General features: G+C 58.7%; 23 protein-coding genes. 17 read left to right on the top strand and 6 right to left on the bottom strand.

Features of this window, described 5'->3' with window-relative positions:
• Window positions 1-292: glutathione S-transferase N-terminal domain-containing protein (locus tag PMI01S_RS11425; RefSeq protein ID WP_084319962.1), on the top strand; the 292-nt coding region annotated here is incomplete at its 5' end.
• Window positions 293-484: 192 nt separating this feature from the next.
• On the opposite strand, the gene PMI01S_RS11420 is transcribed toward PMI01S_RS11425, so the two are convergent.
• Window positions 485-1,651 carry an aminotransferase-like domain-containing protein gene (locus PMI01S_RS11420; protein WP_084319960.1) on the bottom strand — a complete coding sequence of 389 codons (1,167 nt, stop codon included), beginning with the start codon at window positions 1,649-1,651 and terminating at the stop codon, window positions 485-487.
• 82 nt (window positions 1,652-1,733) lie between these two features.
• On the opposite strand from PMI01S_RS11420, the gene PMI01S_RS11415 reads away from it, so the two are divergent.
• The 3 genes from PMI01S_RS11415 to PMI01S_RS11405 all read left to right on the top strand — a co-directional run bounded on the left by PMI01S_RS11415 (window position 1,734) and on the right by PMI01S_RS11405 (window position 4,556).
• Window positions 1,734-2,180 (top strand): MarR family winged helix-turn-helix transcriptional regulator, encoded by a 447-nt coding sequence (locus PMI01S_RS11415; protein ID WP_084319958.1) that lies wholly within the window; start codon window positions 1,734-1,736, stop codon window positions 2,178-2,180.
• A gap of 334 nt (window positions 2,181-2,514) precedes the next feature.
• Window positions 2,515-3,864, top strand: coding sequence for an NCS2 family permease (locus PMI01S_RS11410; RefSeq protein ID WP_017339770.1), 1,350 nt, complete (start codon window positions 2,515-2,517; stop codon window positions 3,862-3,864).
• A gap of 65 nt (window positions 3,865-3,929) precedes the next feature.
• Window positions 3,930-4,556 (top strand): LysE family translocator, encoded by a 627-nt coding sequence (locus PMI01S_RS11405; protein ID WP_084319957.1) that lies wholly within the window; start codon window positions 3,930-3,932, stop codon window positions 4,554-4,556.
• Window positions 4,557-4,737: 181 nt separating this feature from the next.
• Here the strand turns inward: PMI01S_RS11405 and uraH are convergent, their stop codons facing one another.
• Window positions 4,738-5,091: a hydroxyisourate hydrolase gene (gene uraH, locus PMI01S_RS11400; protein WP_084319956.1), complete on the bottom strand. Its 354-nt coding sequence runs from the start codon at window positions 5,089-5,091 to the stop codon at window positions 4,738-4,740.
• 420 nt (window positions 5,092-5,511) lie between these two features.
• Between uraH and puuE the strand changes: the two genes are divergently transcribed.
• The 8 genes from puuE (at window position 5,512) to PMI01S_RS11355 (ending at window position 13,632) form a co-directional block, all read left to right on the top strand.
• Window positions 5,512-6,438: an allantoinase PuuE gene (puuE, locus tag PMI01S_RS11390; protein WP_084319954.1), complete on the top strand. Its 927-nt coding sequence runs from the start codon at window positions 5,512-5,514 to the stop codon at window positions 6,436-6,438.
• Complete coding sequence (gene uraD / locus PMI01S_RS11385; protein ID WP_084319952.1) at window positions 6,435-6,950, top strand: 2-oxo-4-hydroxy-4-carboxy-5-ureidoimidazoline decarboxylase; 516 nt, start codon at window positions 6,435-6,437, stop codon at window positions 6,948-6,950. The genes puuE and uraD overlap by 4 nt, the downstream gene beginning before the upstream one ends.
• An 88-nt stretch (window positions 6,951-7,038) precedes the next feature.
• On the top strand, window positions 7,039-8,034 hold the full coding sequence (gene alc / locus PMI01S_RS11380) for an allantoicase (protein ID WP_084319950.1): 996 nt from the start codon (window positions 7,039-7,041) through the stop codon (window positions 8,032-8,034).
• Between the two features lie 120 nt (window positions 8,035-8,154).
• Window positions 8,155-8,658 carry an ureidoglycolate lyase gene (locus PMI01S_RS11375; RefSeq protein WP_007898831.1) on the top strand — a complete coding sequence of 168 codons (504 nt, stop codon included), beginning with the start codon at window positions 8,155-8,157 and terminating at the stop codon, window positions 8,656-8,658.
• A gap of 50 nt (window positions 8,659-8,708) precedes the next feature.
• Window positions 8,709-10,001, top strand: coding sequence for a urate hydroxylase PuuD (locus PMI01S_RS11370; protein ID WP_084319948.1), 1,293 nt, complete (start codon window positions 8,709-8,711; stop codon window positions 9,999-10,001).
• 164 nt (window positions 10,002-10,165) lie between these two features.
• Window positions 10,166-11,524 carry a nucleobase:cation symporter-2 family protein gene (locus tag PMI01S_RS11365; protein ID WP_084319946.1) on the top strand — a complete coding sequence of 453 codons (1,359 nt, stop codon included), beginning with the start codon at window positions 10,166-10,168 and terminating at the stop codon, window positions 11,522-11,524.
• A gap of 161 nt (window positions 11,525-11,685) precedes the next feature.
• The gene (locus tag PMI01S_RS11360; protein ID WP_084319944.1) at window positions 11,686-12,471 is read left to right on the top strand and encodes an outer membrane protein OmpK; all 786 of its coding nucleotides are present in this window, start codon (window positions 11,686-11,688) and stop codon (window positions 12,469-12,471) included.
• A 375-nt stretch (window positions 12,472-12,846) separates the two neighbouring features.
• The gene (locus PMI01S_RS11355) at window positions 12,847-13,632 is read left to right on the top strand and encodes an outer membrane protein OmpK (protein WP_084319942.1); all 786 of its coding nucleotides are present in this window, start codon (window positions 12,847-12,849) and stop codon (window positions 13,630-13,632) included.
• A 46-nt stretch (window positions 13,633-13,678) separates the two neighbouring features.
• Here the strand turns inward: PMI01S_RS11355 and PMI01S_RS31040 are convergent, their stop codons facing one another.
• The 4 genes from PMI01S_RS31040 to PMI01S_RS11340 form a co-directional block, all read right to left on the bottom strand.
• Window positions 13,679-14,080 (bottom strand): hypothetical protein, encoded by a 402-nt coding sequence (locus PMI01S_RS31040; protein WP_139273071.1) that lies wholly within the window; start codon window positions 14,078-14,080, stop codon window positions 13,679-13,681.
• Window positions 14,052-16,457: an RHS repeat domain-containing protein gene (locus PMI01S_RS11350; RefSeq protein ID WP_084319940.1), complete on the bottom strand. Its 2,406-nt coding sequence runs from the start codon at window positions 16,455-16,457 to the stop codon at window positions 14,052-14,054. Before PMI01S_RS11350 ends, PMI01S_RS31040 begins: the two co-directional genes overlap by 29 nt.
• Window positions 16,458-16,530: 73 nt before the next feature.
• Window positions 16,531-17,700, bottom strand: a complete 1,170-nt coding sequence (locus tag PMI01S_RS11345; RefSeq protein WP_084319938.1) for a patatin-like phospholipase family protein — start codon at window positions 17,698-17,700, stop codon at window positions 16,531-16,533.
• Window positions 17,701-17,870: 170 nt separating this feature from the next.
• Entirely contained in the window at window positions 17,871-18,803 is a 933-nt protein-coding gene (locus PMI01S_RS11340; protein ID WP_084319936.1) for a lipid A biosynthesis lauroyl acyltransferase, read from the bottom strand.
• Window positions 18,804-18,921: 118 nt separating this feature from the next.
• Here PMI01S_RS11340 and minC point away from each other — a divergent pair, with 118 nt between their 5' ends.
• From minC to PMI01S_RS11315, 5 genes are all read left to right on the top strand, one after another.
• A complete protein-coding gene (gene minC / locus PMI01S_RS11335; protein WP_084319971.1) occupies window positions 18,922-19,659 on the top strand; it encodes a septum site-determining protein MinC in 738 nt (245 codons plus the stop codon).
• A 201-nt stretch (window positions 19,660-19,860) separates the two neighbouring features.
• On the top strand, window positions 19,861-20,673 hold the full coding sequence (gene minD, locus PMI01S_RS11330; RefSeq protein WP_084319934.1) for a septum site-determining protein MinD: 813 nt from the start codon (window positions 19,861-19,863) through the stop codon (window positions 20,671-20,673).
• Window positions 20,673-20,927: a cell division topological specificity factor MinE gene (gene minE, locus PMI01S_RS11325; RefSeq protein WP_007944431.1), complete on the top strand. Its 255-nt coding sequence runs from the start codon at window positions 20,673-20,675 to the stop codon at window positions 20,925-20,927. The genes minD and minE overlap by 1 nt, the downstream gene beginning before the upstream one ends.
• A 192-nt stretch (window positions 20,928-21,119) precedes the next feature.
• Window positions 21,120-21,755, top strand: a complete 636-nt coding sequence (locus PMI01S_RS11320) for an RluA family pseudouridine synthase (protein WP_084319932.1) — start codon at window positions 21,120-21,122, stop codon at window positions 21,753-21,755.
• Between the two features lie 213 nt (window positions 21,756-21,968).
• A complete protein-coding gene (locus PMI01S_RS11315; RefSeq protein ID WP_084319930.1) occupies window positions 21,969-23,258 on the top strand; it encodes a M18 family aminopeptidase in 1,290 nt (429 codons plus the stop codon).
• Window positions 23,259-23,349: the final 91 nt, after the last annotated feature.

Genomic DNA, 23,349 nt, shown 5'->3' with positions numbered 1-23,349 from the left:
GCGCCCCGCCGCCGCTCAGGCTCAGGTCGAAACGGCCGCCAAGGGCCTGACCCTGTATCAGTTCCACGCCTGCCCGTTTTGCGTGAAAACCCGCCGCACCTTGCGCCGGTTGAACGTGCCGGTGGCGCTGCGAGATGCGAAGAACAACGAGCAGGATCGCCAGACGCTGCTGGAACATGGTGGCAAGATCAAGGTGCCGTGCCTGCGCATTGAAGAAAACGGGCAGACCACCTGGATGTATGAGTCCAAGGTGATTATTGATTATCTGGATAAGCGGTTTGCGGCAGCCTGAGGTTTTGGCGGTGTCCTGAAGGACGCCATCGCCAGCAAGCCCGCTCCTACAAATAGGCGGCGCACACTGGATTCGTGAGCGCCACACCCCTTGTAGGAGCCGGCTTGCTGGCGATGAAGCCCGCTCGAACACCACAAAACCCAGACCAAATAAACCGGCCCTCGAGCCGGTTTATTTGTTTCTCCCCTCCCCTCAAGCCGCTTTCGCCGCCTGCGCCTGACGCACCACCGCCGCCAATCGCTTCAACCCTTCATCCAGCCGCGCCGGATCGATATGGCTGAAGTTCAGTCGCAAATGCCCCGGATGGCTATCCGGTTCAGGGAAAAACGGCTCACCTGGCATGAACGCCACATCCGCCGCCAGCGCCGCCTTGAGCAATGCCCGCGTATCCAGCGGTTGCTTCAATGTCAGCCAGAAAAACAGCCCGCCCTGCGGTATGTTCCAGTCGGCCAGATCAGAGAAATGGGTTTCCAGCGCCGACTGAAATGCGTCCCGCCGAACCCGGTAGAAGTCCCGCAGCTCACTCAGGTGATGCTGGAATTTCTCTGTGCCGATCCATTGCAACGCCTGCCACTGGCCGACGCGATTGGTGTGCAGGTCGGCGGATTGCTTGAGCTTCAGCAAGTGCGGGAACAGGTCCGGACTCGCAATCAGGTAACCGACGCGCAACCCCGGCAACAGAGTTTTCGACACGGTGCCGGTGTAAATCCAGCTGGCTTTTTTCAAGCGACTGACAATCGGCGTCGCACTGCCACCGTCGAAAGTCAGCTCGCGGTACGGCTCGTCTTCAATCAGCGTGACGCCGAACTCATCCAGCAAGGCTGCCACAGCGTCGCGCTTGGCTTCGCTGTAGCGCACGGCCGACGGGTTCTGGAAGGTCGGGATCAGGTAGATGAACGCCGGGCGGTGTTTTTCCAGACGTGCCCGCAGTTGCGTCAGGTTCGGACCATCGGCCTCCAGCGGGACGGTAATGCAATCGGCACCGAACAGTTGAAAGATCTGCAATGCGGCCAGGTAAGTCGGTGCTTCAAGCAGGATTTCGGTGCCTTTGTCGATGTAGAGCTTCGCTGCCAGATCGAGAGTTTGCTGGGAACCGCTGACCACCAACACTTGGCTCGCCTCACATGGCACGCCCAATGCTCGCGCCTGCGCCGCCAACGCTTCACGCAGCGCCGGCTCGCCTTCGCTCATACCGTATTGGCCCATGGACAGCGGCATGTCGGCCCATTCGACTTTCGGCAACATGGCTTCGGCGGGCAGGCCGCCGGCGAACGACATCACTTCCGGTCGTTGGGCCGCTGCAAGGATTTCACGGATCAGAGAACTTTTAAGGCGCGAGACACGTTCGGAAAAAGCCATAGGGGTCACCTGTAGCGAGGCCTGAGGAAAATGAGTCAAACTGGTTGACCGAAATTACGACAACCCGAACGGATACGTCAACATGCTTGACCTTAAAAATCCCGCCTCCCAACAGCAGGCCATGGAAGCGTTTTTCTTCGGCTACCAGGCATTCACCGCCAAGGCCGACGAAATGCTCGAGCGACGCGGCTTGAGCCGGGTGCATCAACGCATTGTGTTTTTCATCGCCCGTTACCCACACCTGAGCGTCAAGGAATTGCTGGCGTTGCTGGGTGTGAGCAAGCAGGCGTTGAACATTCCGCTGCGCCAGTTGGTGGAAATGCATCTGGTGGACAGCGTTGCGTCGGAGACGGACAAGCGCAAGCGCTTGCTGGAACTGACCGCGGAGGGTGCACGGTTCGAACAGTCGTTACGGCGTGAGCAGGTGAAATTGCTGGAGCGGGTGTTTGCCGAGGCTGGGGAGACGGCGGTGGATGGGTGGTTGGCGGTAAATAAAGCGTTGGGGCAATCCCAGGCGCTCGTGGACTGAGTGTTCCGCCTGCCAAATCTTTATTAGCCGATCCGGCCCCTTCGCGAGCAAGCCCGCTCCCACAGGTGACCGTATTCTCCTGAGAGAACTCGGTCACCTGTGGGAGCGGGCTTGCTCGCGAAGGCGTCTTCACAGGCGATATATCTCTATTGCCAAACTTTTCGTCCACAAAACCAAAAACATTATTTGCATTATTTGTATACAAAAGCATAATCCACTGCGTGCGAGTTCCTGACCAAGCGGTCAACAAATTCGCGAATGCCTCAAAGGGCCGCTGCCACCCTCATGGGTCCGGCCCTGGAAATAACAATAAAACTCTTGAGGAGTACTCGCTGTGGAAAGCCGCAAATCCGAAGCCCCGACGCTGGAACTCTCGCCGCCGTTACGCAATGGCTGGCTGGAGCGCATCTTCAAACTCAGCTTGCATGGCACCACGGTGAAGACCGAGCTGATTGCCGGTCTGACAACCTTTATCACCATGGCTTACATCATCTTCGTCAACCCTAACATCATGGCTGACGCCGGGATCGATCACGGGGCCGCGTTCGTCGCCACTTGCATCGCCGCCGCGCTGGGCTGCCTGTTGATGGGTCTGTACGCCAACTGGCCGGTCGGCCTCGCGCCGGGCATGGGCCTGAACGCTTTCTTTACCTACACCGTGGTCGGCACCATGGGCTACAACTGGGAAACCGCCCTTGGCGCGGTGTTTGTTTCCGGCGTGTTGTTCATGATTCTGACCTTTTCCAAGATCCGCGAATGGCTGCTCAACAGCATTCCGGTGAGCCTGCGCTTTGCGATGGGCGCGGGGGTCGGTCTGTTTCTCGGGCTGATCGGCTTGAAAACCGCTGGTATCGTCGTCGATAGCCCGGCCACCCTGATCAAGCTGGGTTCGTTGCGCGAACCTGGCCCACTGCTGGCCGCCATCTGCTTCCTGATGATCGCCGTACTCAGCTATCACAAGGTTTTCGGTGCGATCCTCATCAGCATTATCACTGTGACGCTGGCTGGCTGGGGCCTGGGCCTGGTGCATTACGAAGGGATCATGTCGGCACCGCCGAGCCTGGCACCGACTTGGATGGCCATGAACGTCGCCGGCGTGTTCAACGTCAGCATGATCAGCGTGGTGCTGGCCTTCCTCTTCGTGCACATGTTCGACACCGCCGGCACCCTGATGGGCGTTGCCCAGCGCGCCAATCTGGTGAACGCGGACGGGCGGATCGAAAACCTTTCTCGTGCCATGAAAGCCGATAGCGCCTCCAGCGTATTCGGAGCCGTGGTGGGTGTTCCTCCGGTAACAAGCTATGTGGAAAGTGCCGCGGGCGTCGCCGCGGGTGGTCGGACTGGTCTTACCGCAGTGACCGTAGGTGTGCTATTTATTGCAGCCATGTTTTTCGCACCGCTCGCTGGCATGATCCCTGCCTATGCCACCGCCGGCGCGCTGATTTATGTAGCAATGCTGATGATGGGCGGCATGGCGCACATCGAATGGGACGAAGCGACCGACAGCATTCCGGCGATCGTCACCGCGATCATGATGCCGCTGACCTTCTCGGTCGCCGATGGTATCGCGCTGGGCTTCATCACCTACGTGGCGCTGAAGGCCGGCACCGGCAAGTACAAGGAAATTTCCGTCAGTCTGTGGGTGCTTTGCGCGATCTTCATCGCGAAGTTCATTTTCTTGTAAGCGGTACACAGTTCAAAACAGCCTCACCCCGTCGGGTGAGGCTTTTGTGCAAATGGAGGAAAGTGATGAGTCTGGAAACCTGGCTGCTGTTCAGCGGCGCTGCGCTGGTGGTGATCCTGATCCCGGGGCCCTTGTCTTTGCTGATGATCAGCAACAGTCTGAATTACGGTTTGCGTCGTTCGTACCCGGCGTTTCTGGGAGGCGTGTTTGCTTCGATCTGCTTGCTCAGCGCATCGGCCCTGGGTCTGGGTGCGTTGTTGCTGGCGTCGGAACAACTGTTCAGCGTGCTGAAAATCGTCGGTGCGTTGTACCTGTTCTACCTCGCCTGGCAGAGCTGGCAGCAATCGCGGCTGCCCTCGGTCGGCGCCGAAGTGCCTCAGGCAGCCCCGGCCCCCCGCTTTCGTGCCCTGTTCGGACGCGCCTTTGTACTGGGTGCGAGCAATCCGAAAGACATCCTGTTCTTTGCCGCGTTCCTGCCGCAGTTCTTGAGTGCGGGGCAACCGTTCCTGCCGCAGTTGCTGGTGATGATTGCGACGTGGACCGTGCTGGATCTGCTGTGCAAATTGGCTTACGGGCTGGGTGCGCATGGGGCGGCGCGGTATTTGCGTAGTGGCAAGGGGCAGAGTTGGTTCAACCGGGTGAGTGCCGGGTTGTTCAGTGGTGCAGGCGCTGCATCTCTGTTGAGCCGCTAAGAGCAAAAGATCGCAGCCTTCGGCAGCTCCTACATTTGGAATGCGTTCCTCTGTAGGAGCTGCCGAAGGCTGCGATCTTTTGACTTTCGACGGGCAAAAAAAAGCCCGCAGTGTGAGCGGGCGAAAGACCAAAGAAGCTATATGCGCAGTCGCTTCTCGGAGGAGGCAGCTGCTTGGGGGATCAGCTGCCGCGGTACGTGGAATAGCTGTAGGGCGAAATCAGCAGCGGCACGTGATAGTGATCCTGTTCCGCAGAGATGCCGAAACGCAGCACCACCACATCCAGGAACGCAGGCTCCGGCAGTTGAACGCCCCGGGCGCGGTAGTAATCACCCGCATGGAACTGGACCTGATAGACCCCGGTACGGTAGTCATCGCCCTGCAGCAGCGGTGCATCGACACGGCCGTCGTTGTTGGTGATGGCACTGGCGACCAATTCCAGTTGCGAACCTTCAACGCGGTACAGCTCGACCTTGATCGAACTGCCCGGGCAACCGTGTGCAGCGTCCAAAACGTGTGTAGTCAAACGTCCCATTGATTCTGCGCGCCTGCCTGCGTGGAGCAGTCAGACCTCGCGCCTCCTGAAGTCAGTTGAAAAGGAGACCGCACCGATTCGGAGCACGAAAAGCTGCGGCGAGCGACTGATTAAGACACTTTTCAAAAAAATTGTACACAATAAAAACGACATTTTTAGCACCACCGCCGCCATTCGTAATTTGCCAACGAATCCGTCGGTAAACCATACGATCTCTGGACCTTCCATCCATTAGCTGACCAATCAGGCAGGTTTCTTGCAATACCATGTGAAGATGACAGCTGATGAAAAATGCGAAAATTCAGGCTTACAAAGTGGATATAAAGTTGTATACAATCAGTCCATCGCTGTGACGCCAGCCTGACTTCCCACTTGCAGGCACGCCACACAAACTGTCAACGAACAAGAAGGAAGACTGCAGTGAGCGCTGACTACCCACGCGACCTGATCGGTTACGGCAGTAACCCTCCTCACCCACACTGGCCGGGCAACGCTCGCATCGCCCTGTCCTTCGTGCTCAATTACGAAGAAGGCGGCGAACGCAACATCCTGCACGGCGATAAAGAATCCGAAGCCTTCCTCTCTGAAATGGTCTCGGCGCAGCCGCTGCAAGGCGAGCGCAACATGAGCATGGAATCCCTTTACGAGTATGGCAGCCGCGCCGGCGTCTGGCGGGTTCTGAAACTGTTCAAGGAATCCGACATTCCGCTGACCATCTTCGCCGTGGCCATGGCCGCCCAGCGTCACCCGGACGTGATCCGCGCGATGGTCGATGCTGGCCACGAAATCTGCAGCCACGGCTACCGCTGGATCGACTACCAGTACATGGACGAAGCCCAGGAACGCGAGCACATGCTCGAAGCGATCCGCGTGCTCACCGAAATCACCGGCGAACGCCCGCTGGGCTGGTACACCGGCCGCACCGGTCCGAACACCCGTCGCCTGGTGATGGAAGAAGGCGGTTTCCTCTACGACAGCGACACCTACGACGACGACCTGCCCTATTGGGAACCGAACAATCCGACCGGCAAGCCGCACCTGGTGATCCCGTACACACTGGACACCAACGACATGCGCTTCACCCAGGTCCAGGGGTTCAACAAGGGGGACGATTTCTTCGAATACCTCAAAGATGCGTTCGACGTGCTGTACGCCGAAGGCGCCGAAGCTCCGAAGATGCTTTCGATCGGCCTGCACTGCCGCCTGATCGGCCGTCCGGCGCGCCTGGCCTCGCTCAAGCGCTTTATCGAATACGCTAAAAGTCATGAACAGGTGTGGTTCAGCCGCCGTGTCGACATCGCTCGCCACTGGCACGAAACCCACCCGTACCAAGGGGCTGCAAAATGAGCCACTTCCAGACACTGAAGCCCTCGACCCTGAGCCGCGACGCGTTTGTCGCCGCCTTCGCCGACATCTACGAACATTCGCCATGGGTGGCCGAAAAGGCCTTCGACCTGGGCCTGGACGCGTCGATCGACGAGATCGAAACCCTGCACCAGCGCATGAGCGACATCCTGTTGAGTGCTGATCACGAAAGCCAACTGGCCCTGATCAACGCTCACCCGGACCTGGCCGGCAAAGCCGCCGTCCAGGGCCAACTGACCGAAGCCAGCACCCATGAACAGGCTGGCGCCGGTATTCACCAATGCACGGCCGAAGAGTTTTCTCGCTTCACCGAGCTGAACGACGCCTACAAAACCAAGTTCAAGTTTCCCTTCATCATGGCGGTAAAAGGCAGCAACCGGCATCAGATCCTCGCGGCGTTCGAAACGCGCATTCACAACCCGGCAGACACCGAATTCAAATGCGCGCTGGCGGAGATCAACAAGATCGCCCTGTTCCGTTTACTGACCCTATAGCGAGCCTTGCCCGAGTGTTCTTAAACGCGAATAGCACCCAGGGCACTGCAAGCATCCCAAGCCAACTTATTAAAGGCAGACAAGAAGAATGAAAGCTTACGCTGTACCTTTCGAGAAGTTCGTCAACCTGGCCGACGCCCGCCTGGGCACCAAAATCATCTCGGTCACCGATGACTGGTTCGCAGACGCCAACCGTCTGTTCCAACCGACCCCGGCCGTGTGGAAGGAGGGCGTGTTCGATGACAACGGCAAGTGGATGGACGGCTGGGAGTCGCGCCGCAAGCGCTTCGAAGGCTACGACAGCGCGGTGATCCGCCTGGGCGTACCGGGCTCGATCAAAGGCGTGGACATCGACACTTCATTCTTCACCGGCAACTTCCCGCCGTCGACTTCGCTGGAAGCCTGCTTCATCGCTTCGGGCGAGCCGGACGACAACACCCAGTGGACTGAAGTGCTGTCGGCCGTCGAGCTGCAAGGCAACAGCCACCACTATCACGAAATCAATAACGACCAGGCCTTCAGCCACCTGCGCTTCAACATCTACCCGGATGGTGGCGTGGCCCGTCTGCGTGTGTACGGCATTCCGTTCCGCGACTGGTCCGCTGTCGGTGACAACGAGCAGGTTGACCTGGCCGCAGCCCTGAACGGTGGCCGCGCCCTCGCCTGCTCCGACGAACACTTCGGCCGCATGAGCAACATCCTCAACCCGGGACGTGGCATCAACATGGGCGACGGCTGGGAAACCGCACGTCGTCGTACACCGGGCAATGACTGGGTCATCGTCGCGCTGGGGCATGCCGGCGAAATCGAGAAAGTCATCGTCGACACGCTGCACTTCAAGGGCAACTACCCGGACACCTGCTCGATTCAGGGCGCGTTCGTAAAGGGCGGCACCGACAGCCAGATCGAAACCCAATCGCTGTTCTGGCGTGAACTGCTGCCGGCGCAGAAACTGGAAATGCACGCCGAACACACCTTCGCCGAGCAGATCAAGGCACTGGGCCCGATCACCCACATCCGCCTGAACGTGTTCCCGGATGGTGGTGTGAGTCGCCTGCGCGTCCTTGGCAAGGTCGCTAAATAAGCGCTGAGGCCATTCGCGAGCAAGCCCGCTCCCACATTTGAAATGCATTCCCCTGTGGGAGCGGGCTTGCTCGCGAAGGCGTCAGATCAAACAACACAAATTTTGGATAAGAAGACCAGCATGCGCACACTGACGATTGAACCGCTGACCAAAGAAGCCTTCGCCCCATTCGGTGACGTGATCGAAACCGACGGCAGCGATCACTTCATGATCAACAACGGTTCGACCATGCGCTTTCACAAACTGGCGACGGTGGAAACCGCCACGCCAGAGGACAAGGCGATCATCAGCATCTTCCGCGCCGACGCGCAGGACATGCCGCTGACCGTCTGCATGCTGGAGCGTCACCCGCTGGGCAGCCAGGCTTTCATTCCGCTGCTCGGCAACCCCTTTCTGATCGTGGTCGCGCCACTTGGCGATGAACCTGTATCAGGCTTGGTCCGCGCCTTCGTCACCAACGGCAGGCAGGGCATTAATTACCATCGCGGCGTCTGGCACCACCCGGTGCTGACGATCGAAAAGCGGGATGACTTCCTGGTGGTTGATCGCAGTGGCACAGGCAATAACTGCGATGAGCATTTTTTCAAAGAGGATGAGCGTTTGATCCTTGCCCCCCACCAATAAGAGAAGGTCCGATCACTCGACAACAGAGTGACGGGCGAGAGGTAAAGACTGTGGAAGCACATCTGTTGGAATGGCTGAACCTGAGCGTGCGCTGGGTTCACATGATTACTGGCGTGGCCTGGATCGGTGCGTCGTTCTACTTCGTCTGGCTGGAGAACAACCTCAATCGGGTCAACCCGAAAAGCGGTCTGGCCGGTGATTTGTGGGCGATCCACGGCGGCGGCATCTACCACCTGGAAAAATACAAACTGGCCCCACCGACCATGCCGGACAACCTGCACTGGTTCAAATGGGAAGCCTACTTCACCTGGCTGTCGGGGATCGCGCTGCTGTGCGTGGTGTTCTACTCCAACCCGACGCTATACCTCCTGGCACCGGGCAGCAGCCTGACCGGCCCTGAAGGTGTTGCCCTGGGCATCGCTTCGTTGTTCGTCGGCTGGTTCGTCTACTCCTTCCTCTGCGACTCGGCGCTGGGCAAACGCCCTGCCCTGCTCGGTTTCATCCTGTTCGTGCTGATCATTGGCGCCGCCTACGGCTTCAGCAAAGTGTTCAGCGGTCGTGGTGCGTACCTGCACGTCGGCGCGATCATCGGCACCATCATGGTCGGCAACGTGTTCCGCATCATCATGCCGGCGCAGCGCGCACTGGTGGCGGCGATCGCCGAGAACCGCACGCCGGACCCGGCGCTGCCGGCCAAAGGCTTGCTGCGTTCACGTCACAACAACTACTTCACCTTGCCGGTGCTGTTCATCATGATCAGCAACCACTTCCCGAGCACCTACGGCAGCCAGTACAACTGGCTGATCCTGGCCGGGATCGCGGTGCTGGCGGTGTTGGTGCGTCACTATTTCAACACCCGTCATGACAGCCACAAGTTCGCCTGGACCTTGCCTGTCGCGGCTGTTGGCATGATCTGCCTGGCTTACGTGACCGGCCCGGCACAAATGCCGAGCGCACCTGAAGTGGCCAAGGCCCCTGGCACCATCGAGTACCAGCCGCTGCCGGAAACTGCCCTGGGTGGCGGTGCCAAACCTGCCGCCGCGAAACCTGCTGAAGCACCGGCACAGGCGTCAAACGCCGGGCCGAGTTTCGACAAAGTGCACAGCGTGATCCAGGAACGCTGCTCGGTTTGTCATTCGGCCAAACCCACCAGCCCGCTGTTCAGCGCGGCACCGGCCGGGGTGATGTTCGACACGCCCGAGCAGATCCGCCAGAACGCGGCCCGCATCCAGGCTCAAGCCGTCACCAGCCAGATCATGCCACTGGGCAACATCACCCAGATGACCCAGCAGGAACGCGACCTGATCGGCGCGTGGATTGTTCAGGGAGCTCCGACCAACTAATCGTTGAAAAGCATCGCCAACAAGCCGGCTCCTACGGATCAGTGTCGTTCACAAATGATGCGACTGACCCAAAACCTGTAGGAGCCTGCTTGCCGGCGATTGGCCGCAACGCGGCCTCCCCTGATGCACAAAATCACAAGAATAAAAAAGATCCGAGGTGTTGCATGTCCGAGCTATCCGAAGCGCGCATCCCCGACGCACCCGCCATTCAGCGTTTGCCCCTTTTGCAACTGATCCTGGTCGGTCTGCAACATGTTTTGCTGATGTACGGCGGAGCCATCGCGGTGCCGCTGATCATCGGACAGGCCGCAGGCCTGAGTCGTGAAGAAATCGCCTTCCTGATCAATGCCGACCTGCTGGTGGCCGGCATCGCCACCATCGTCCAGTCGCTGGGCATCGGCCCGATGGGCATCCGCATGCCGGTGATGATGGGCGCCAGTTTCGCCGCCGTCGGCAGCATGGTCGCCATGGCCGGCATGCCCGGCATCGGTCTGCAGGGGATCTTCGGCGCGACCATCGCCGCCGGATTCTTCGGCATGCTCATCGCGCCGTTCATGTCCAAAGTCGTTCGCTTCTTCCCGCCGCTGGTGACCGGCACCGTGATCACCTCGATCGGTTTGTCGCTGTTCCCCGTGGCCGTCAACTGGGCGGGCGGCGGTGCGGGGGCCGCTCAGTTCGGTTCACCGATTTACCTGGCCATCGCCGCGCTGGTGCTGGCCACCATTCTGTTGGTCCATCGCTTCATGCGCGGTTTCTGGGTCAACATTTCAGTATTGATCGGCATGTGCCTCGGTTATGCGATCTGCGGTGTGATCGGCATGGTCGACCTCAGCGGCATGGCTCAGGCGCCATGGGTGCAGATCGTCACACCGCTGCATTTCGGCATGCCGAAGTTTGAACTCGCACCGATCCTTTCGATGTGCCTGGTGGTGGTGATCATCTTCGTCGAGTCCACCGGGATGTTCCTCGCTCTGGGCAAAATCACCGGCCAGGAAGTCTGCCCGCGGATGCTGCGTCGCGGCTTGTTGTGTGATGCGGGCGCGTCGTTTTTCGCCGGTTTCTTCAACACCTTCACACACTCCTCGTTCGCGCAGAACATTGGCCTGGTGCAGATGACCGGTGTGCGCTGCCGCTCGGTGACCATCGTTGCCGGTGGTTTGCTGGTGGTGCTGAGCCTGCTGCCGAAAGCGGCGTTCCTGGTCGCCTCGATTCCGCCCGCCGTGCTCGGCGGCGCGGCGATTGCGATGTTCGGCATGGTCGCCGCGACCGGGATCAAGATTCTTCAGGAAGCCGATATCGGTGACCGTCGAAACCAGTTGCTGGTGGCGGTGAGCATCGGCATGGGATTGATTCCCGTGGTGCGGCCGGAGTTTTTTGCGCACCTGCCATTGTGGATGAGTCCGATCACCCACAGCGGTATCGCCATGGCAACGTTGAGTGCCCTGGCGTTGAACCTGCTGTTCAACATCCTCGGCGGCAAGGAACGCGCCGCGATCAACGACTGCCACGCCCACTCGCACTAAGTCAGCAACACACGAACCCTGTAGGAGCCGGCTTGCTGGCGAAGGCGGCGTGTCAGACGACATCAATGCTGGATGTTCTGACCTCATCGCCAGCAAGCCGGCTCCTACAAGGGCCGGGACCGCCTGCGCCTCGCAAAAATAAAAACAAGAGGGAGCAACAGATGATTCGGACTCAGACAAACCTGCTGTTAGGCAGTGGCCTGCTGGCTGCCAGCCAAGCCATGGCCGGCGATTTATTGCTGTGGCAGACCAACAGCCTGAGCTATTTGTACGGCAAGAATTTCGCGATCAACCCGTCGATCCAGCAGACGGTGACGTTCGAGCACGCCGACAAGTGGAAGTACGGCGACAACTTCCTGTTCGTCGACAAGATCTTCTACAACGGTGAGGAAGATCGCAACAAAGGCCCGCGCGCCTTCTACGGCGAGTTCAGCCCCCGCCTCTCCTTCGGCAAGATCCTTGACCGCCGCTTCGAATACGGCCCGATCAAGGACGTGCTGCTGGCCATGACCTACGAATATGGCGAGGGCGACAGCGAGGCCTACCTGATCGGCCCCGGTTTCGACCTCGCAGTGCCGGGTTTCAACTACTTCACCTTGAACTTCTATCGGCGCCAGACCGAAGGCCCGCGCCCCGGCGATGGTGTCTGGCAGATCACGCCCGCCTGGTCCTACAGCATTCCGCTGGGCAACTCGGACCTGTTGATCGACGGTTATCTGGACTGGGTGGTGGACAACGATCAGAACGCTCGCGGCACTTACCACGCCAACCTGCACATCAATCCGCAGATCAAATATGACCTCGGCAAAGCCTTGGGCTGGAGTCAGAAACAGTTCTACGTCGGCACCGAATACAGCTACTGGAAGAACAAGTACGGCGTCGAAAACAGCGCCAGCCTCGACACCCACCAAAACACCGCCAGCCTGCTGGTGAAGGTGCACTTTTAAGATGGCCCGCAACTGTGCTCAAAACCTGTCGTCGGGGCGCTGTTGCGGGGCGCTTGAGAACGGGCCTTGGAGTCAGTATTCTCCGCGGCCGCCCGAATCCGCTTTAAAAAAAAGCCCGGATTTAATTCCTGACCAGAAAGCCAACTTATCCCGGCCCTGGACGGTAACAAGGCATTCCAACCCCCCTCTCAATCGACGGCTCCTGAGCCGCCGAACGGGAGTTTTTTTGCTTTTCGAAAGCCTTGGCGCAGCGCTTGCCGACAGCACTGAAGCTCGCCGATTGGATGATTTTTTACCGCTACAGAAAAAGGCGCCACACCAGAGCGCCGATCTTAAAAAAACAACGTGAAACACCTACTTTTTGGGAGCAACCGAATGAAACGTACGTGCACTAGCCTGATGCTGGCGGGATCCTTGCTGGCCGGGGGCCAGGCCATGGCCGGCGACTTGCTGCAATGGCAGAACAACAGCCTGACCTACCTGTATGGCAAAGACTTCCAGGTCAACCCGCGCATTCAGCAGACCGTGACCTTCGAACACGCCGATGGATGGAAATATGGGGATAACTTCTTCTTCGTCGACAAGATCTTCTACAACGGCGAAAAGGATTTCAACGTCGGCCCGAACACCTATTACGGGGAATTCAGCCCACGTATTTCCCTGGGCAAGGTCCTTGATCAGAAGGTCGAATTCGGCCCGGTCAAAGACGTGCTGCTGGCCATGACGTACGAGTTCGGTGAAGGCGATACCGAGTCCTACCTGATCGGTCCGGGCTTCGACCTGGCGATCCCCGGTTTCGATTACTTCCAGCTGAACTTCTACCAGCGTCACACCGAAGGCCCACGTGCCGGTGACAACGTCTGGCAGATCACTCCAGTGTGGTCCTACACCATTCCTGTTGGCGATTCGAACATCCTGATCGACGGTTTCATGGACTGGGTAGTCGACAACGACTCCAACTCCAAAGGCGATTACCATGCCAACTTGCACTTCAACCCGCAGGTTAAATATGACCTGGGTAAAGCGTTGAATTTCGGTGAGAAGCAGTTGTATGTGGGTGTGGAGTATGACTATTGGTCGGATAAGTATGGGATTAAGGATAGTCAGTACTTCAAGACTGATCAGAGCACGACGAGCTTTTTGGTGAAGTTACATTTCTGATTGACGAGTCCAGTGCCCAGAAGGGATTCCAGGCACTGGAGAGAGGTTAGTGGTGCAACCTTCTTCTATATTCCGCATGCAAGGAATACGCTAAATACGCCGAGCTATCTGCATTGTTTGCAGCTAATGAAGCCCGAACTTCTGCATTACTATGAAACTCAAGAAGAGCCGAATCAAAATCCACAACAGAGTTCTCTGAAGACTCTGCTATTGCCTGAGTGAAAAACTTGGAATCACTCACAAAATTCATGCGAAAGAAATCAGGTGCATCCCCTCTCATCACTCGTCTGGAAAACTCTCCAACTTCATCTAATGTATACATTTTAACTTCCGCCCCCACCGTAACATTATTATCAATCAAGAGTGGTAAACCCCAAAAATCCAAAGTGGATGCGCCTTCGCCTGGCAGTCCCGCTACTTCATCGAGATGATGAATACTCATGCGCAAGATTGATATCCAGATTCACTCCATCCACTATGAAATTCTTGTTCAAAAACACCCGCCCCACGCGATCCTCCACATAAACATGCGCCATACTATCCGAACCATCTGGAACTTCTATTTTTACAAATCTGCTATTTCCGAAATCCCCTTGATAACCAATCATCATATTCCTGGTCGACTCCCACCCCTCAACCACACCATCAATAACTGCTTCGTATTCCGGCCCCAAAAAATCATTCAGAATATGTTCGCTTTCTTCCTGATATTCCTCCAACATATTTCTTGCATCGCTATATCTCCCAATGTTTCTTTCCAGCGAACCCAATACCGACGACCGCTCCACATTTGAAAACTCATTTAACCCCCGCCCTAATATGCGATCACCGTGACTTAACACCTGCTGTTCAATAGAGTCATCTCGCCACTGATAATATCTGCCATCAATATCAAAGATCGAAACTGGTTGCCCACCGACAAAACAATAAATATTTAGACCGTTTACCCTTCCTAGCGGATCCGCACTCACCCACCGCTGCAACCACGGCGCATAGTACCGATACCCATAATAATAAAGCCCCGTCGCATCCCGCTCTTTCCCCGAATAACGAATCGTCTTGTACTTGCCTTCAGTCTCGCCGGCCCCCGCCCACAACGCCGTCCCGCCAAACGCGTAATAAACCTCCCGACTCAGCACGCCGCCCTGGTCATCCAACTCCAGCGTGCTGGAATTCAGATGATTGCTCAGGCAAAAACGCAGTTGATCGTTACGAACGTCACGAGGCAATTTCGTGACCCAGTGCAAGGCGCGCACCTGACTGCGCCCGGCCTCGACACTGATGACATGCCGCGCTTCGCCCGTCGCCGCATCACGGTGGATTTCCACCCCCGGCAAGTAGCGAACTTCGGCCCGCAACGTACGACTCGCCGTCTGGGTCAGTCGGACCTTTCGCAAACGATGCCCCGGACTGTCGTAGCAATAACACTCGGTATCGTCAGGGCCGTCTTCACGCCTGACCAGCGTGACCCGGCTCAGCTGATTGCGAATGTCCCAGCTCATCTTTTGGCCGCGCAACAACTCCAGTTGATTGCCATTGGCGTCGAATCCGTCTGCAAGACATTCTTTATCCGCGACGCTGCGATTGCTGTCTGGCGAAGTAAACATCTCGAAGGTTTCTGTGCCGCTGTGATGGCGGGTTTGCAGATTGCCTGCTGCGTCGTAGTTGAACGTCTGGATGTAATTGCGCAACTGACTGGGATCCAGCGGTGTGGTTTGCCACGACGGCAACGCTGGGCCGTAGCTCGGCTGACTGACTTCGCTGCCGGTGGCTTCGATCAGTTGGTATAGGCTGTCGTAGGCATAGCAACAGACCGGATCGATTCGCTGATTGTTGAAGTAACGGGTCAGTTGAGCCTGGTCTTCGATGCTGGTGATGTTGCCCACCGGATCGTATGCATAATTGAAATCCTGAAGCGTCTGGCCATCGGCATCGCAAGACTGCAGTTGCAGTAAACGCCCGTTTTCTTCGGCGTATCGCGCGCGGGTGGACGCGCCGTTTCCCGCCCGTTCGCTGACGCCCCTGCCCAAGGCGTCGTAGCGGATGTCACTGACCAGCAAACGCGGCTCTTCCAAGGATCCTGACAGCTTCAGTCGGACGTCAAGCAACTGACCGGCCCGGTCGTAAGCGAACGATCTGACGTTATCCATCGCGTCAGTCTGACGATGCATTGCTCCCAAAGGACCGTACTGCTGCGTCGTCTCGAACATCTCGTCTTCCAGCCCGGCCTCGGCGAATGCAGACGACCAATCCGGCGGTTCCAGATCGCGCAGGAAACGCAATCGCTCCGACAGCAGCAAACCACCCACACCGTATTCGCAGAGGCGCCGGCTGCCGACCGGATGGTCATGGCGGATCAGTTGTCCGCATTGGTTATGGATGGCGAGCTCGTCACCGCCAGCACCATACGTAAATCGATCGGAAACCCGCGCCGGTTCCCCCGCCATCTGCTCCGTAACGGTTATCGGACGCTGAAGCTCATCAAATTCTGTGTGACGCTGACTACCGCGCCCGTCCCAGAACGAACAGGTCGTCTCCGCCTGATCCAGCAAACTCAGCTGCCAACCGGCGTCCACGCTCTTCACCAACAGAGCCCGGCCTTGCAAATCAAAGGTGTTTTCAAGATTCGGCTTCGTCCCCCACAAACGTGGGTCCCAGGAAGCAAAAAGCCGTCCGGCAGGATCGAAGTGGTTTCGGGTAATGCGCGTATCAACCGATGTGTTCAGCGGATGACGACAATAAGCGACATTTCGCACAGCCAGCCCGCGCGAATCCACCACCGACAGCGTCGGCGTATGAGCGTCAATCCATCGCGCAGCCGCCATCTTCCAACCCTCTGCCTGAGGGTTTCAATCTGATCGAATAAATACTTGAACGTCTACTGTCACAACTGACAGGTCAAGCCGTTTCAGGCACCGAAAGCCCAAGAAACCGACACAACTCCTCGCGTTTGGCCAATGCATCCCGCCGCCCCAGATCAATCAACTCGCTGCAATACCCCGCCTCGAACAGCAGGTAACTCAACACCCCCGCCCCGCTGGTCTTGGTCGCCCCCGGCCCGCGCAGGAACAGACGCAACGCCGCCGGCAATTCCTGACGGTGACGCGCAGCAATTTCATCGATCGGCTGGCTCGGCGAAATCACCAGCACCTCCACCGGCGCTACGCCGAGCATGCGGGTCGGCGTGCCGGCGGGCATCAGATGGCTGAACTGATTCAAGCGCTGCAGCAACTCGATGTCGCTTTCCAGGCTGTCAATGAACGTACTGTTGAGCATGTGCCCGCCAATTTGCGCGAGCGTCGGCTGCTGACCGGTGTAGGCGCGTTGCAATGGTCGCTCCGGGTCGACGCCACGCGGGTTGCCGCTGACGCCCACCACCAGCACGCGACTGGCGCCCAGGTGCAGGGCCGGGCTGATCGGTGCCGATTGGCGTACCGCGCCGTCGCCGAAGTACTCCTCGCCGATTTTTATCGGGGCGAACAGCAGTGGGATGGCGGAACTGGCGAGCAAGTGCTCGACGGTCAACTGCGTGGGAACACCGATTCGTCGATGGCGCAACCAGGACTCAATCGTGGTGCCGCCTTGGTAGAAGGTGACCGCCTGCCCCGACTCGTAACCGAATGCGGTGACCGCCACGGCCTGCAACTGCTTTTGCGCGATGGCGTCGGCAATGCCGGTCATGTGCAGTTTGTCGTTGAGCAACCCTCGCAGCGGCGAGCTGTTGAGCAAGGCGACCGGTACCTGAGCACCAATGCCGAGCAAACTGTGGGTGACAAACCGGCTAGCCTGATGGATCACGCCCGGCCAATCACTGCGCAACACCAGATGGCTGCGAAACCCCTGCCAGAAAGCGGTCAGACGCTCGATCGCATTGCGAAAGTCCATCGCCCCGCTGGCCAGGCTGACAGCGTTGATCGCCCCGGCCGAGGTACCGACGATCACCGGAAACGGATTGTTTGCCCCCACCGGCAGCAGTTCGGCAATGGCAGCCAGCACGCCCACCTGATAGGCCGCCCGGGCCCCACCGCCGGAAAGAATCAACCCTGTAACCGGTTCAGCAGGACTCATCGCAACGCTCCATGGTGCTTGATGGGATTTCATTGCTCCAACCCTGTCTGCACGAGACTGTAGGAGCGAGCTTGATTGCGAAGGTCGTCAACGATGACATTGGCAGCCTGATACCCCGCGGTGGATTCAAGTTTCTCGCGAGCAAGCTCGCGCCTACAGAGGATCGTGGTTCACCCGCGTTTGGCGTACAGCTTGGGTTCGCCCGGCGGACGGCTCTTGAAGCGGCGATGGGCCCAGAGGTATTGCTCAGGACAGTCGCGCAGCACGCCTTCGATCCATTGGTTGATCCGCAGGCAATCGGCCTCCTCGGTCTCGCCGGGGAAACCTTCGAGCGGCGCATGAATCACCAATCGATAACCGCTACCGTCCGCCAGGCGCTCCTGGGTGAACGGCACCACCAGCGCCTTGCCCAGCCGCGCAAATTTGCTGGTGGCGGTGACGGTCGCCGCCTGAATCCCGAACAGCGGCACGAAAATGCTTTGCTTGGCGCCGTAGTCCTGATCCGGTGCGTACCAGATCGCCCGGCCGGCCCGCAGAAGCTTGAGCATGCCGCGCACGTCTTCACGCTCCACGGCCAGCGAGTCGAGGTTATGCCGCTCGCGGCCACAGCGCTGGATGTAATCGAACAACGGGTTCTTGTGCTCACGGTACATGCCATCGATGGTGTGCTGCTGACCGAGCAACGCCGCGCCGATTTCCAGCGTGGTGAAATGCACGGCCATCAGAATCACGCCCTTGCCGTCGCTCTGGGCTTTCTTCAGATGCTCCAGCCCTTCGACGTGGGCCAGTTTCGCCAGGCGCTCGCGGGACCACCACCAGCTCATGGCCATTTCAAAGAAAGCGATGCCGGTGGAGGCAAAGTTTTCCTTGAGCAGGCGTTTGCGTTCGGCAGCGGATTTTTCCGGGAAGCAAAGTTCCAGATTGCGCTTGGCGATACGCCGTCGGTCGCCCGCCGCGCGATACATCAATGCACCAAGGGCGCGACCGATAGACAGCAACGCCGGATACGGCAATTGAACAATCAGCCACAACAGCCCCAGCCCACACCACAGCGGCCAGAAACGCGGCATAAGAAATGTTTTTCGAAAACGCGGGCGATCCATTAAAGCTTCCGGAAAGACGATGGCCGCGCATTCTACATCGTTCGACCCGGCTTGCGGCTGGCGAGCGTTCTCGTTATAAGTCTCGGCACTTTTAGTGACAAGCCGTTGTATGCCGACCATGAGCCAAACCGACCCGCTAGACCAAGATCCCGTGTTCCAGTTGAAGGGCAGCATGCTCGCCATTACGGTGCTGGAGCTGGCCCGCAACGACCTCGAGAGCCTCGATCGGCAACTGGCCGCCAAAGTCGCCCAGGCCCCTGGCTTCTTCAGTAACGCGCCGCTGGTACTGGCGTTGGACAAGCTTCCGGCCAGCGAAGGCGCGGTCGATCTGCCAGGCTTGATGCGCGTTTGTCGCCAGCACGGCCTGCGTACGTTGGCAATCCGCGCCAGCCGCATCGAAGACATCGCCGCCGCCATCGCGGTCGACCTGCCGGTGCTGCCACCGTCCGGCGCCCGTGAGCGGCCGCTGGACCCGCTTGAAGGGGTTGTTGCGAAAAAACCGGAAAAACCGGCGGAACCGACGATCAAACCGACGAAAATCATTACCTCGCCCGTACGCGGCGGCCAGCAGATTTATGCCCAGGGTTGCGACCTCGTCGTGATCTCCTCGGTCAGCCCGGGGGCGGAACTTCTCGCCGACGGGAACATCCATGTATACGGCCCGATGCGCGGTCGTGTATTGGCCGGGGTCAAAGGCGACACGAAAGCCAGGATTTTCTGTCAGCAAATGAGCGCTGAACTGGTCTCCATCGCCGGCCACTACAAGGTTTCGGAAGATCTGCGGCGCGACCCTTTATGGGGTGCGGGCGTGCAGGTCAGCCTGTCGGGCGATGTGTTGAACATCATTCGGCTTTAACGGATACTGCCGCATTTTCCAAGCATCTCTAAAACGTAGCGAAAACGGCTCAAACGAAGTAGGAAAAAGGCCAAAAGCAGTGTTTACCGGAGGTAAGCGCCGTTCAGGGCCGGATTCCAGCCAAGGCTGTCCGACTGCAGTCGTTTTTCCAGAGATGTTTTTCAGGGGCTAAATGTCCTTTTTCCTTAGGGGTGAAACACCTTGGCCAAGATTCTAGTGGTTACATCCGGCAAGGGTGGTGTGGGTAAGACCACCACCAGTGCTGCTATCGGTACCGGCCTCGCACTGCGCGGCCACAAAACAGTTATCGTCGATTTCGACGTCGGTTTGCGTAACCTCGACCTGATCATGGGTTGCGAGCGTCGTGTCGTGTATGACTTCGTCAACGTGGTCAACGGCGAAGCCAACCTGCAACAGGCCCTGATCAAAGACAAACGCCTGGAAAACCTCTACGTACTGGCCGCCAGTCAGACTCGCGACAAAGACGCGCTGACCGTCGAAGGCGTGGAAAAAGTCCTGATGGCGTTGAAGGAAGACTTCGAATTCGTGGTTTGCGACTCCCCGGCAGGCATCGAGAAAGGTGCTCACCTGGCCATGTACTTCGCCGATGAAGCGATCGTCGTGACCAACCCGGAAGTCTCTTCGGTACGTGACTCGGACCGCATGCTTGGCCTGCTGGCCAGCAAATCGCGTCGCGCCGAGAACGGCGAAGACCCGATCAAGGAACACTTGCTGCTGACCCGCTACAACCCGCAACGCGTCAGCGACGGCGAAATGCTCGGCGTCGAAGACGTGAAAGAGATTCTGGCCGTGACCCTGCTGGGCGTCATTCCGGAATCCCAAGCGGTACTCAAGGCTTCCAACTCCGGTGTACCCGTAATTCTTGACGACCAGAGCGACGCCGGTCAGGCGTACAGCGATGCAGTCGATCGTCTGCTGGGTAAAACCGTAGAGCATCGATTCCTCGATGTGCAGAAGAAAGGATTCTTTGCGAGTTTGTTTGGAGGTCGGTAATGAACATTTTTGACTTCTTTCGCGCCAACAAGAAACCAAGTACCGCGTCGGTAGCGAAAGAGCGTCTACAGATCATCGTGGCGCATGAACGCGGCCAACGCAGTACACCGGATTACTTGCCCGCCTTGCAGAAGGAACTGGTCGAGGTGATCCGCAAGTACGTCAATATCGGGTCCGATGACGTGCACGTCGCCCTGGAAAACCAGGGTAGCTGCTCGATTCTGGAACTCAATATCACCCTGCCAGATCGCTGAGTCGATCCGGCAGGAGCCACGGCGGCTCGATTATTTGGGTGCCCTCGTGTGTAGGAGCCGGCTTGCTGGCGATGCAGACAACGCGGTGTAACAAATACACCGCGTTGATGCTATCGCCAGCAAGCCGGCTCCTACGCAAAGGGGTACGCAAGTGGACGAGCCGCCGTTGGCGTTTGTTACGAGGCTGTTTTAATGCCGCTGTCCAACATCCGCATCATCCATCAGGACGCCGCCGTACTGGTGGTGGATAAACCGACCCTGTTGCTTTCCGTCCCTGGCCGGGCCGATGACAACAAGGATTGCCTGATCACCCGCCTGCAAGAAAACGGCTACCCGGAAGCACGCATCGTCCATCGCCTGGACTGGGAAACGTCCGGCATCATTCTTCTGGCCCGCGACCCGGACACCCATCGCGAATTGTCTCGGCAATTTCACGACCGCGAAACCGAAAAGGCCTACACCGCACTCTGCTGGGGACAACCGGAACTGGACAGTGGCAGCATCGACCTGCCGTTGCGCTACGATCCGCCGACCAAGCCACGTCACGTGGTGGACCACGAGTTCGGCAAAAACGCCCTGACCTTCTGGCGCGTACTCGAACGTTGCGGCGACTGGTGCCGGGTTGAATTGACACCGATCACCGGCCGCTCCCATCAGTTGCGCGTGCATATGCTCTCCATCGGCCATCCGCTTTTGGGCGACGGTCTCTATGCCCATGAGCAAGCGCTGGCCGCCTGGCCACGGTTGTGCCTGCATGCAAGCATGCTCAGCTTCACTCATCCCCAGACCGGTGAACGCTTGCGCTTCGAGTGCCCGGCACCGTTCTGACAGGTGAATCGCAAATTGCAGGAGCCGGCGTACTGGCGATTGCGGCGGGCCAGTCAACATCAATGTTACCTGACGTTTCACTATCGCCAGCAAGCCGGCTCCTGCAAGGGATCCCTTCACCAGGCCAAATCTGCAGGGCTACTCCCTCAGCAGCCCACCGCCAATTCTCTGACCAATACGTTAAACTGGCGCCATTGCTGTCTGGAGCTACTTATGCGCGAAGAGTTGAACCAAGGCCTGATCGATTTCCTCAAGGCCTCCCCTACCCCGTTCCATGCCACTGCCAGCCTTGTTCAGCGCCTGGAAGCGGCGGGTTATCAGCGTCTCGATGAGCGCGAGCCCTGGTCCACCGAGGCCAACGGCCGTTACTACGTCACCCGCAACGACTCTTCGATCGTCGCAGTCAAGATGGGCCGTCACTCGCCGCTGCACGGCGGTATTCGCCTGGTCGGCGCCCACACCGACAGCCCGTGCCTGCGGGTCAAACCTCAGCCGGAACTGCAACGCCAGGGTTTCTGGCAACTGGGCGTCGAAGTCTATGGCGGCGCGCTGCTGGCGCCCTGGTTCGACCGCGACCTGTCCCTGGCCGGCCGCGTGACCTTCCGCCGTGACGGCAAGGTCGAGAGCCAGCTGATCGACTTCAAGGCACCGATTGCGATCATCCCCAACCTGGCCATTCACCTCAATCGTGAAGCCAACATGGGCTGGGCCATCAACGCCCAGACCGAACTGCCGCCGATCCTTGCGCAGTTTGCCGGTGATGAGCGTGTGGACTTCCGCGCCGTGCTCACCAACCAGCTGGCGCTGGAACATGGCCTGAACGCCGACGTGGTGCTCGATTACGAGCTGAGCTTCTACGACACCCAAAGCGCTGCGGTCATTGGCCTGCATGGCGACTTCATCGCCGGCGCGCGCCTGGACAATCTGCTGTCGTGCTATGCCGGCCTGCAGGCTTTGCTGACGGCTGAAACCGACGAAACCTGCGTGCTGGTCTGCAATGACCACGAAGAAGTCGGCTCCTGCTCCGCGTGCGGCGCTGACGGCCCGATGCTTGAGCAGACCCTGCGTCGACTGCTGCCTGAAGGTGATGAATTCGTCCGCACCATTCAGAAATCCCTGCTGGTCTCGGCCGACAATGCCCACGGCGTGCACCCCAACTACGCCGACAAGCACGACGCCAATCACGGCCCGAAACTCAACGCAGGCCCGGTGATCAAGGTCAACAGCAACCAGCGCTACGCCACCAACAGCGAAACCGCCGGGTTCTTCCGCCATCTGTGCATGGCCGAGGAAGTGCCTGTGCAAAGCTTCGTGGTGCGCAGCGACATGGGCTGCGGCTCGACCATCGGCCCGATCACCGCCAGCCACCTGGGCGTGCGCACCGTGGACATCGGCTTGCCGACGTTCGCCATGCACTCGATCCGCGAGCTGTGCGGCAGCCACGATCTGGCGCACCTGGTGAAAGTGTTGAGCGCGTTTTACGCCTGCCAGGAATTGCCGTAATCCCTGTAGGAGCCGGCTTGCTGGCGATCCAGGCGACGCGGTGTAACTGACGCACCGCGCCGATCCTATCGCCAGCAAGCCGGCTCCTACC

Source organism: Pseudomonas migulae NBRC 103157, from assembly GCF_002091715.1.
Classification (GTDB): domain Bacteria; phylum Pseudomonadota; class Gammaproteobacteria; order Pseudomonadales; family Pseudomonadaceae; genus Aquipseudomonas; species Aquipseudomonas migulae_A.
This window is presented reverse-complemented; position numbering and strand designations above follow the sequence as displayed.

Excerpts from the sequence above, each read along its gene's own strand:
- PMI01S_RS11350 (WP_084319940.1), bottom strand. The coding sequence starts at position 16,457 with ATGGCGGCTGCGCGATGGATTGACGCTCATACGCCGACGCTGTCGGTG.
- uraD (WP_084319952.1), top strand. The coding sequence starts at position 6,435 with ATGAGCCACTTCCAGACACTGAAGCCCTCGACCCTGAGCCGCGACGCG.
- alc (WP_084319950.1), top strand. The coding sequence starts at position 7,039 with ATGAAAGCTTACGCTGTACCTTTCGAGAAGTTCGTCAACCTGGCCGAC.
- PMI01S_RS11360 (WP_084319944.1), top strand. The coding sequence starts at position 11,686 with ATGATTCGGACTCAGACAAACCTGCTGTTAGGCAGTGGCCTGCTGGCT.
- PMI01S_RS11365 (WP_084319946.1), top strand. The coding sequence starts at position 10,166 with ATGTCCGAGCTATCCGAAGCGCGCATCCCCGACGCACCCGCCATTCAG.
- PMI01S_RS11420 (WP_084319960.1), bottom strand. The coding sequence starts at position 1,651 with ATGGCTTTTTCCGAACGTGTCTCGCGCCTTAAAAGTTCTCTGATCCGT.
- minC (WP_084319971.1), top strand. The coding sequence starts at position 18,922 with ATGAGCCAAACCGACCCGCTAGACCAAGATCCCGTGTTCCAGTTGAAG.
- PMI01S_RS11315 (WP_084319930.1), top strand. The coding sequence starts at position 21,969 with ATGCGCGAAGAGTTGAACCAAGGCCTGATCGATTTCCTCAAGGCCTCC.
- PMI01S_RS11320 (WP_084319932.1), top strand. The coding sequence starts at position 21,120 with ATGCCGCTGTCCAACATCCGCATCATCCATCAGGACGCCGCCGTACTG.
- PMI01S_RS11355 (WP_084319942.1), top strand. The coding sequence starts at position 12,847 with ATGAAACGTACGTGCACTAGCCTGATGCTGGCGGGATCCTTGCTGGCC.
- PMI01S_RS11375 (WP_007898831.1), top strand. The coding sequence starts at position 8,155 with ATGCGCACACTGACGATTGAACCGCTGACCAAAGAAGCCTTCGCCCCA.
- uraH (WP_084319956.1), bottom strand. The coding sequence starts at position 5,091 with ATGGGACGTTTGACTACACACGTTTTGGACGCTGCACACGGTTGCCCG.
- minE (WP_007944431.1), top strand. The coding sequence starts at position 20,673 with ATGAACATTTTTGACTTCTTTCGCGCCAACAAGAAACCAAGTACCGCG.
- PMI01S_RS11405 (WP_084319957.1), top strand. The coding sequence starts at position 3,930 with ATGAGTCTGGAAACCTGGCTGCTGTTCAGCGGCGCTGCGCTGGTGGTG.
- PMI01S_RS11340 (WP_084319936.1), bottom strand. The coding sequence starts at position 18,803 with ATGGATCGCCCGCGTTTTCGAAAAACATTTCTTATGCCGCGTTTCTGG.
- PMI01S_RS11415 (WP_084319958.1), top strand. The coding sequence starts at position 1,734 with ATGCTTGACCTTAAAAATCCCGCCTCCCAACAGCAGGCCATGGAAGCG.
- PMI01S_RS11345 (WP_084319938.1), bottom strand. The coding sequence starts at position 17,700 with ATGAGTCCTGCTGAACCGGTTACAGGGTTGATTCTTTCCGGCGGTGGG.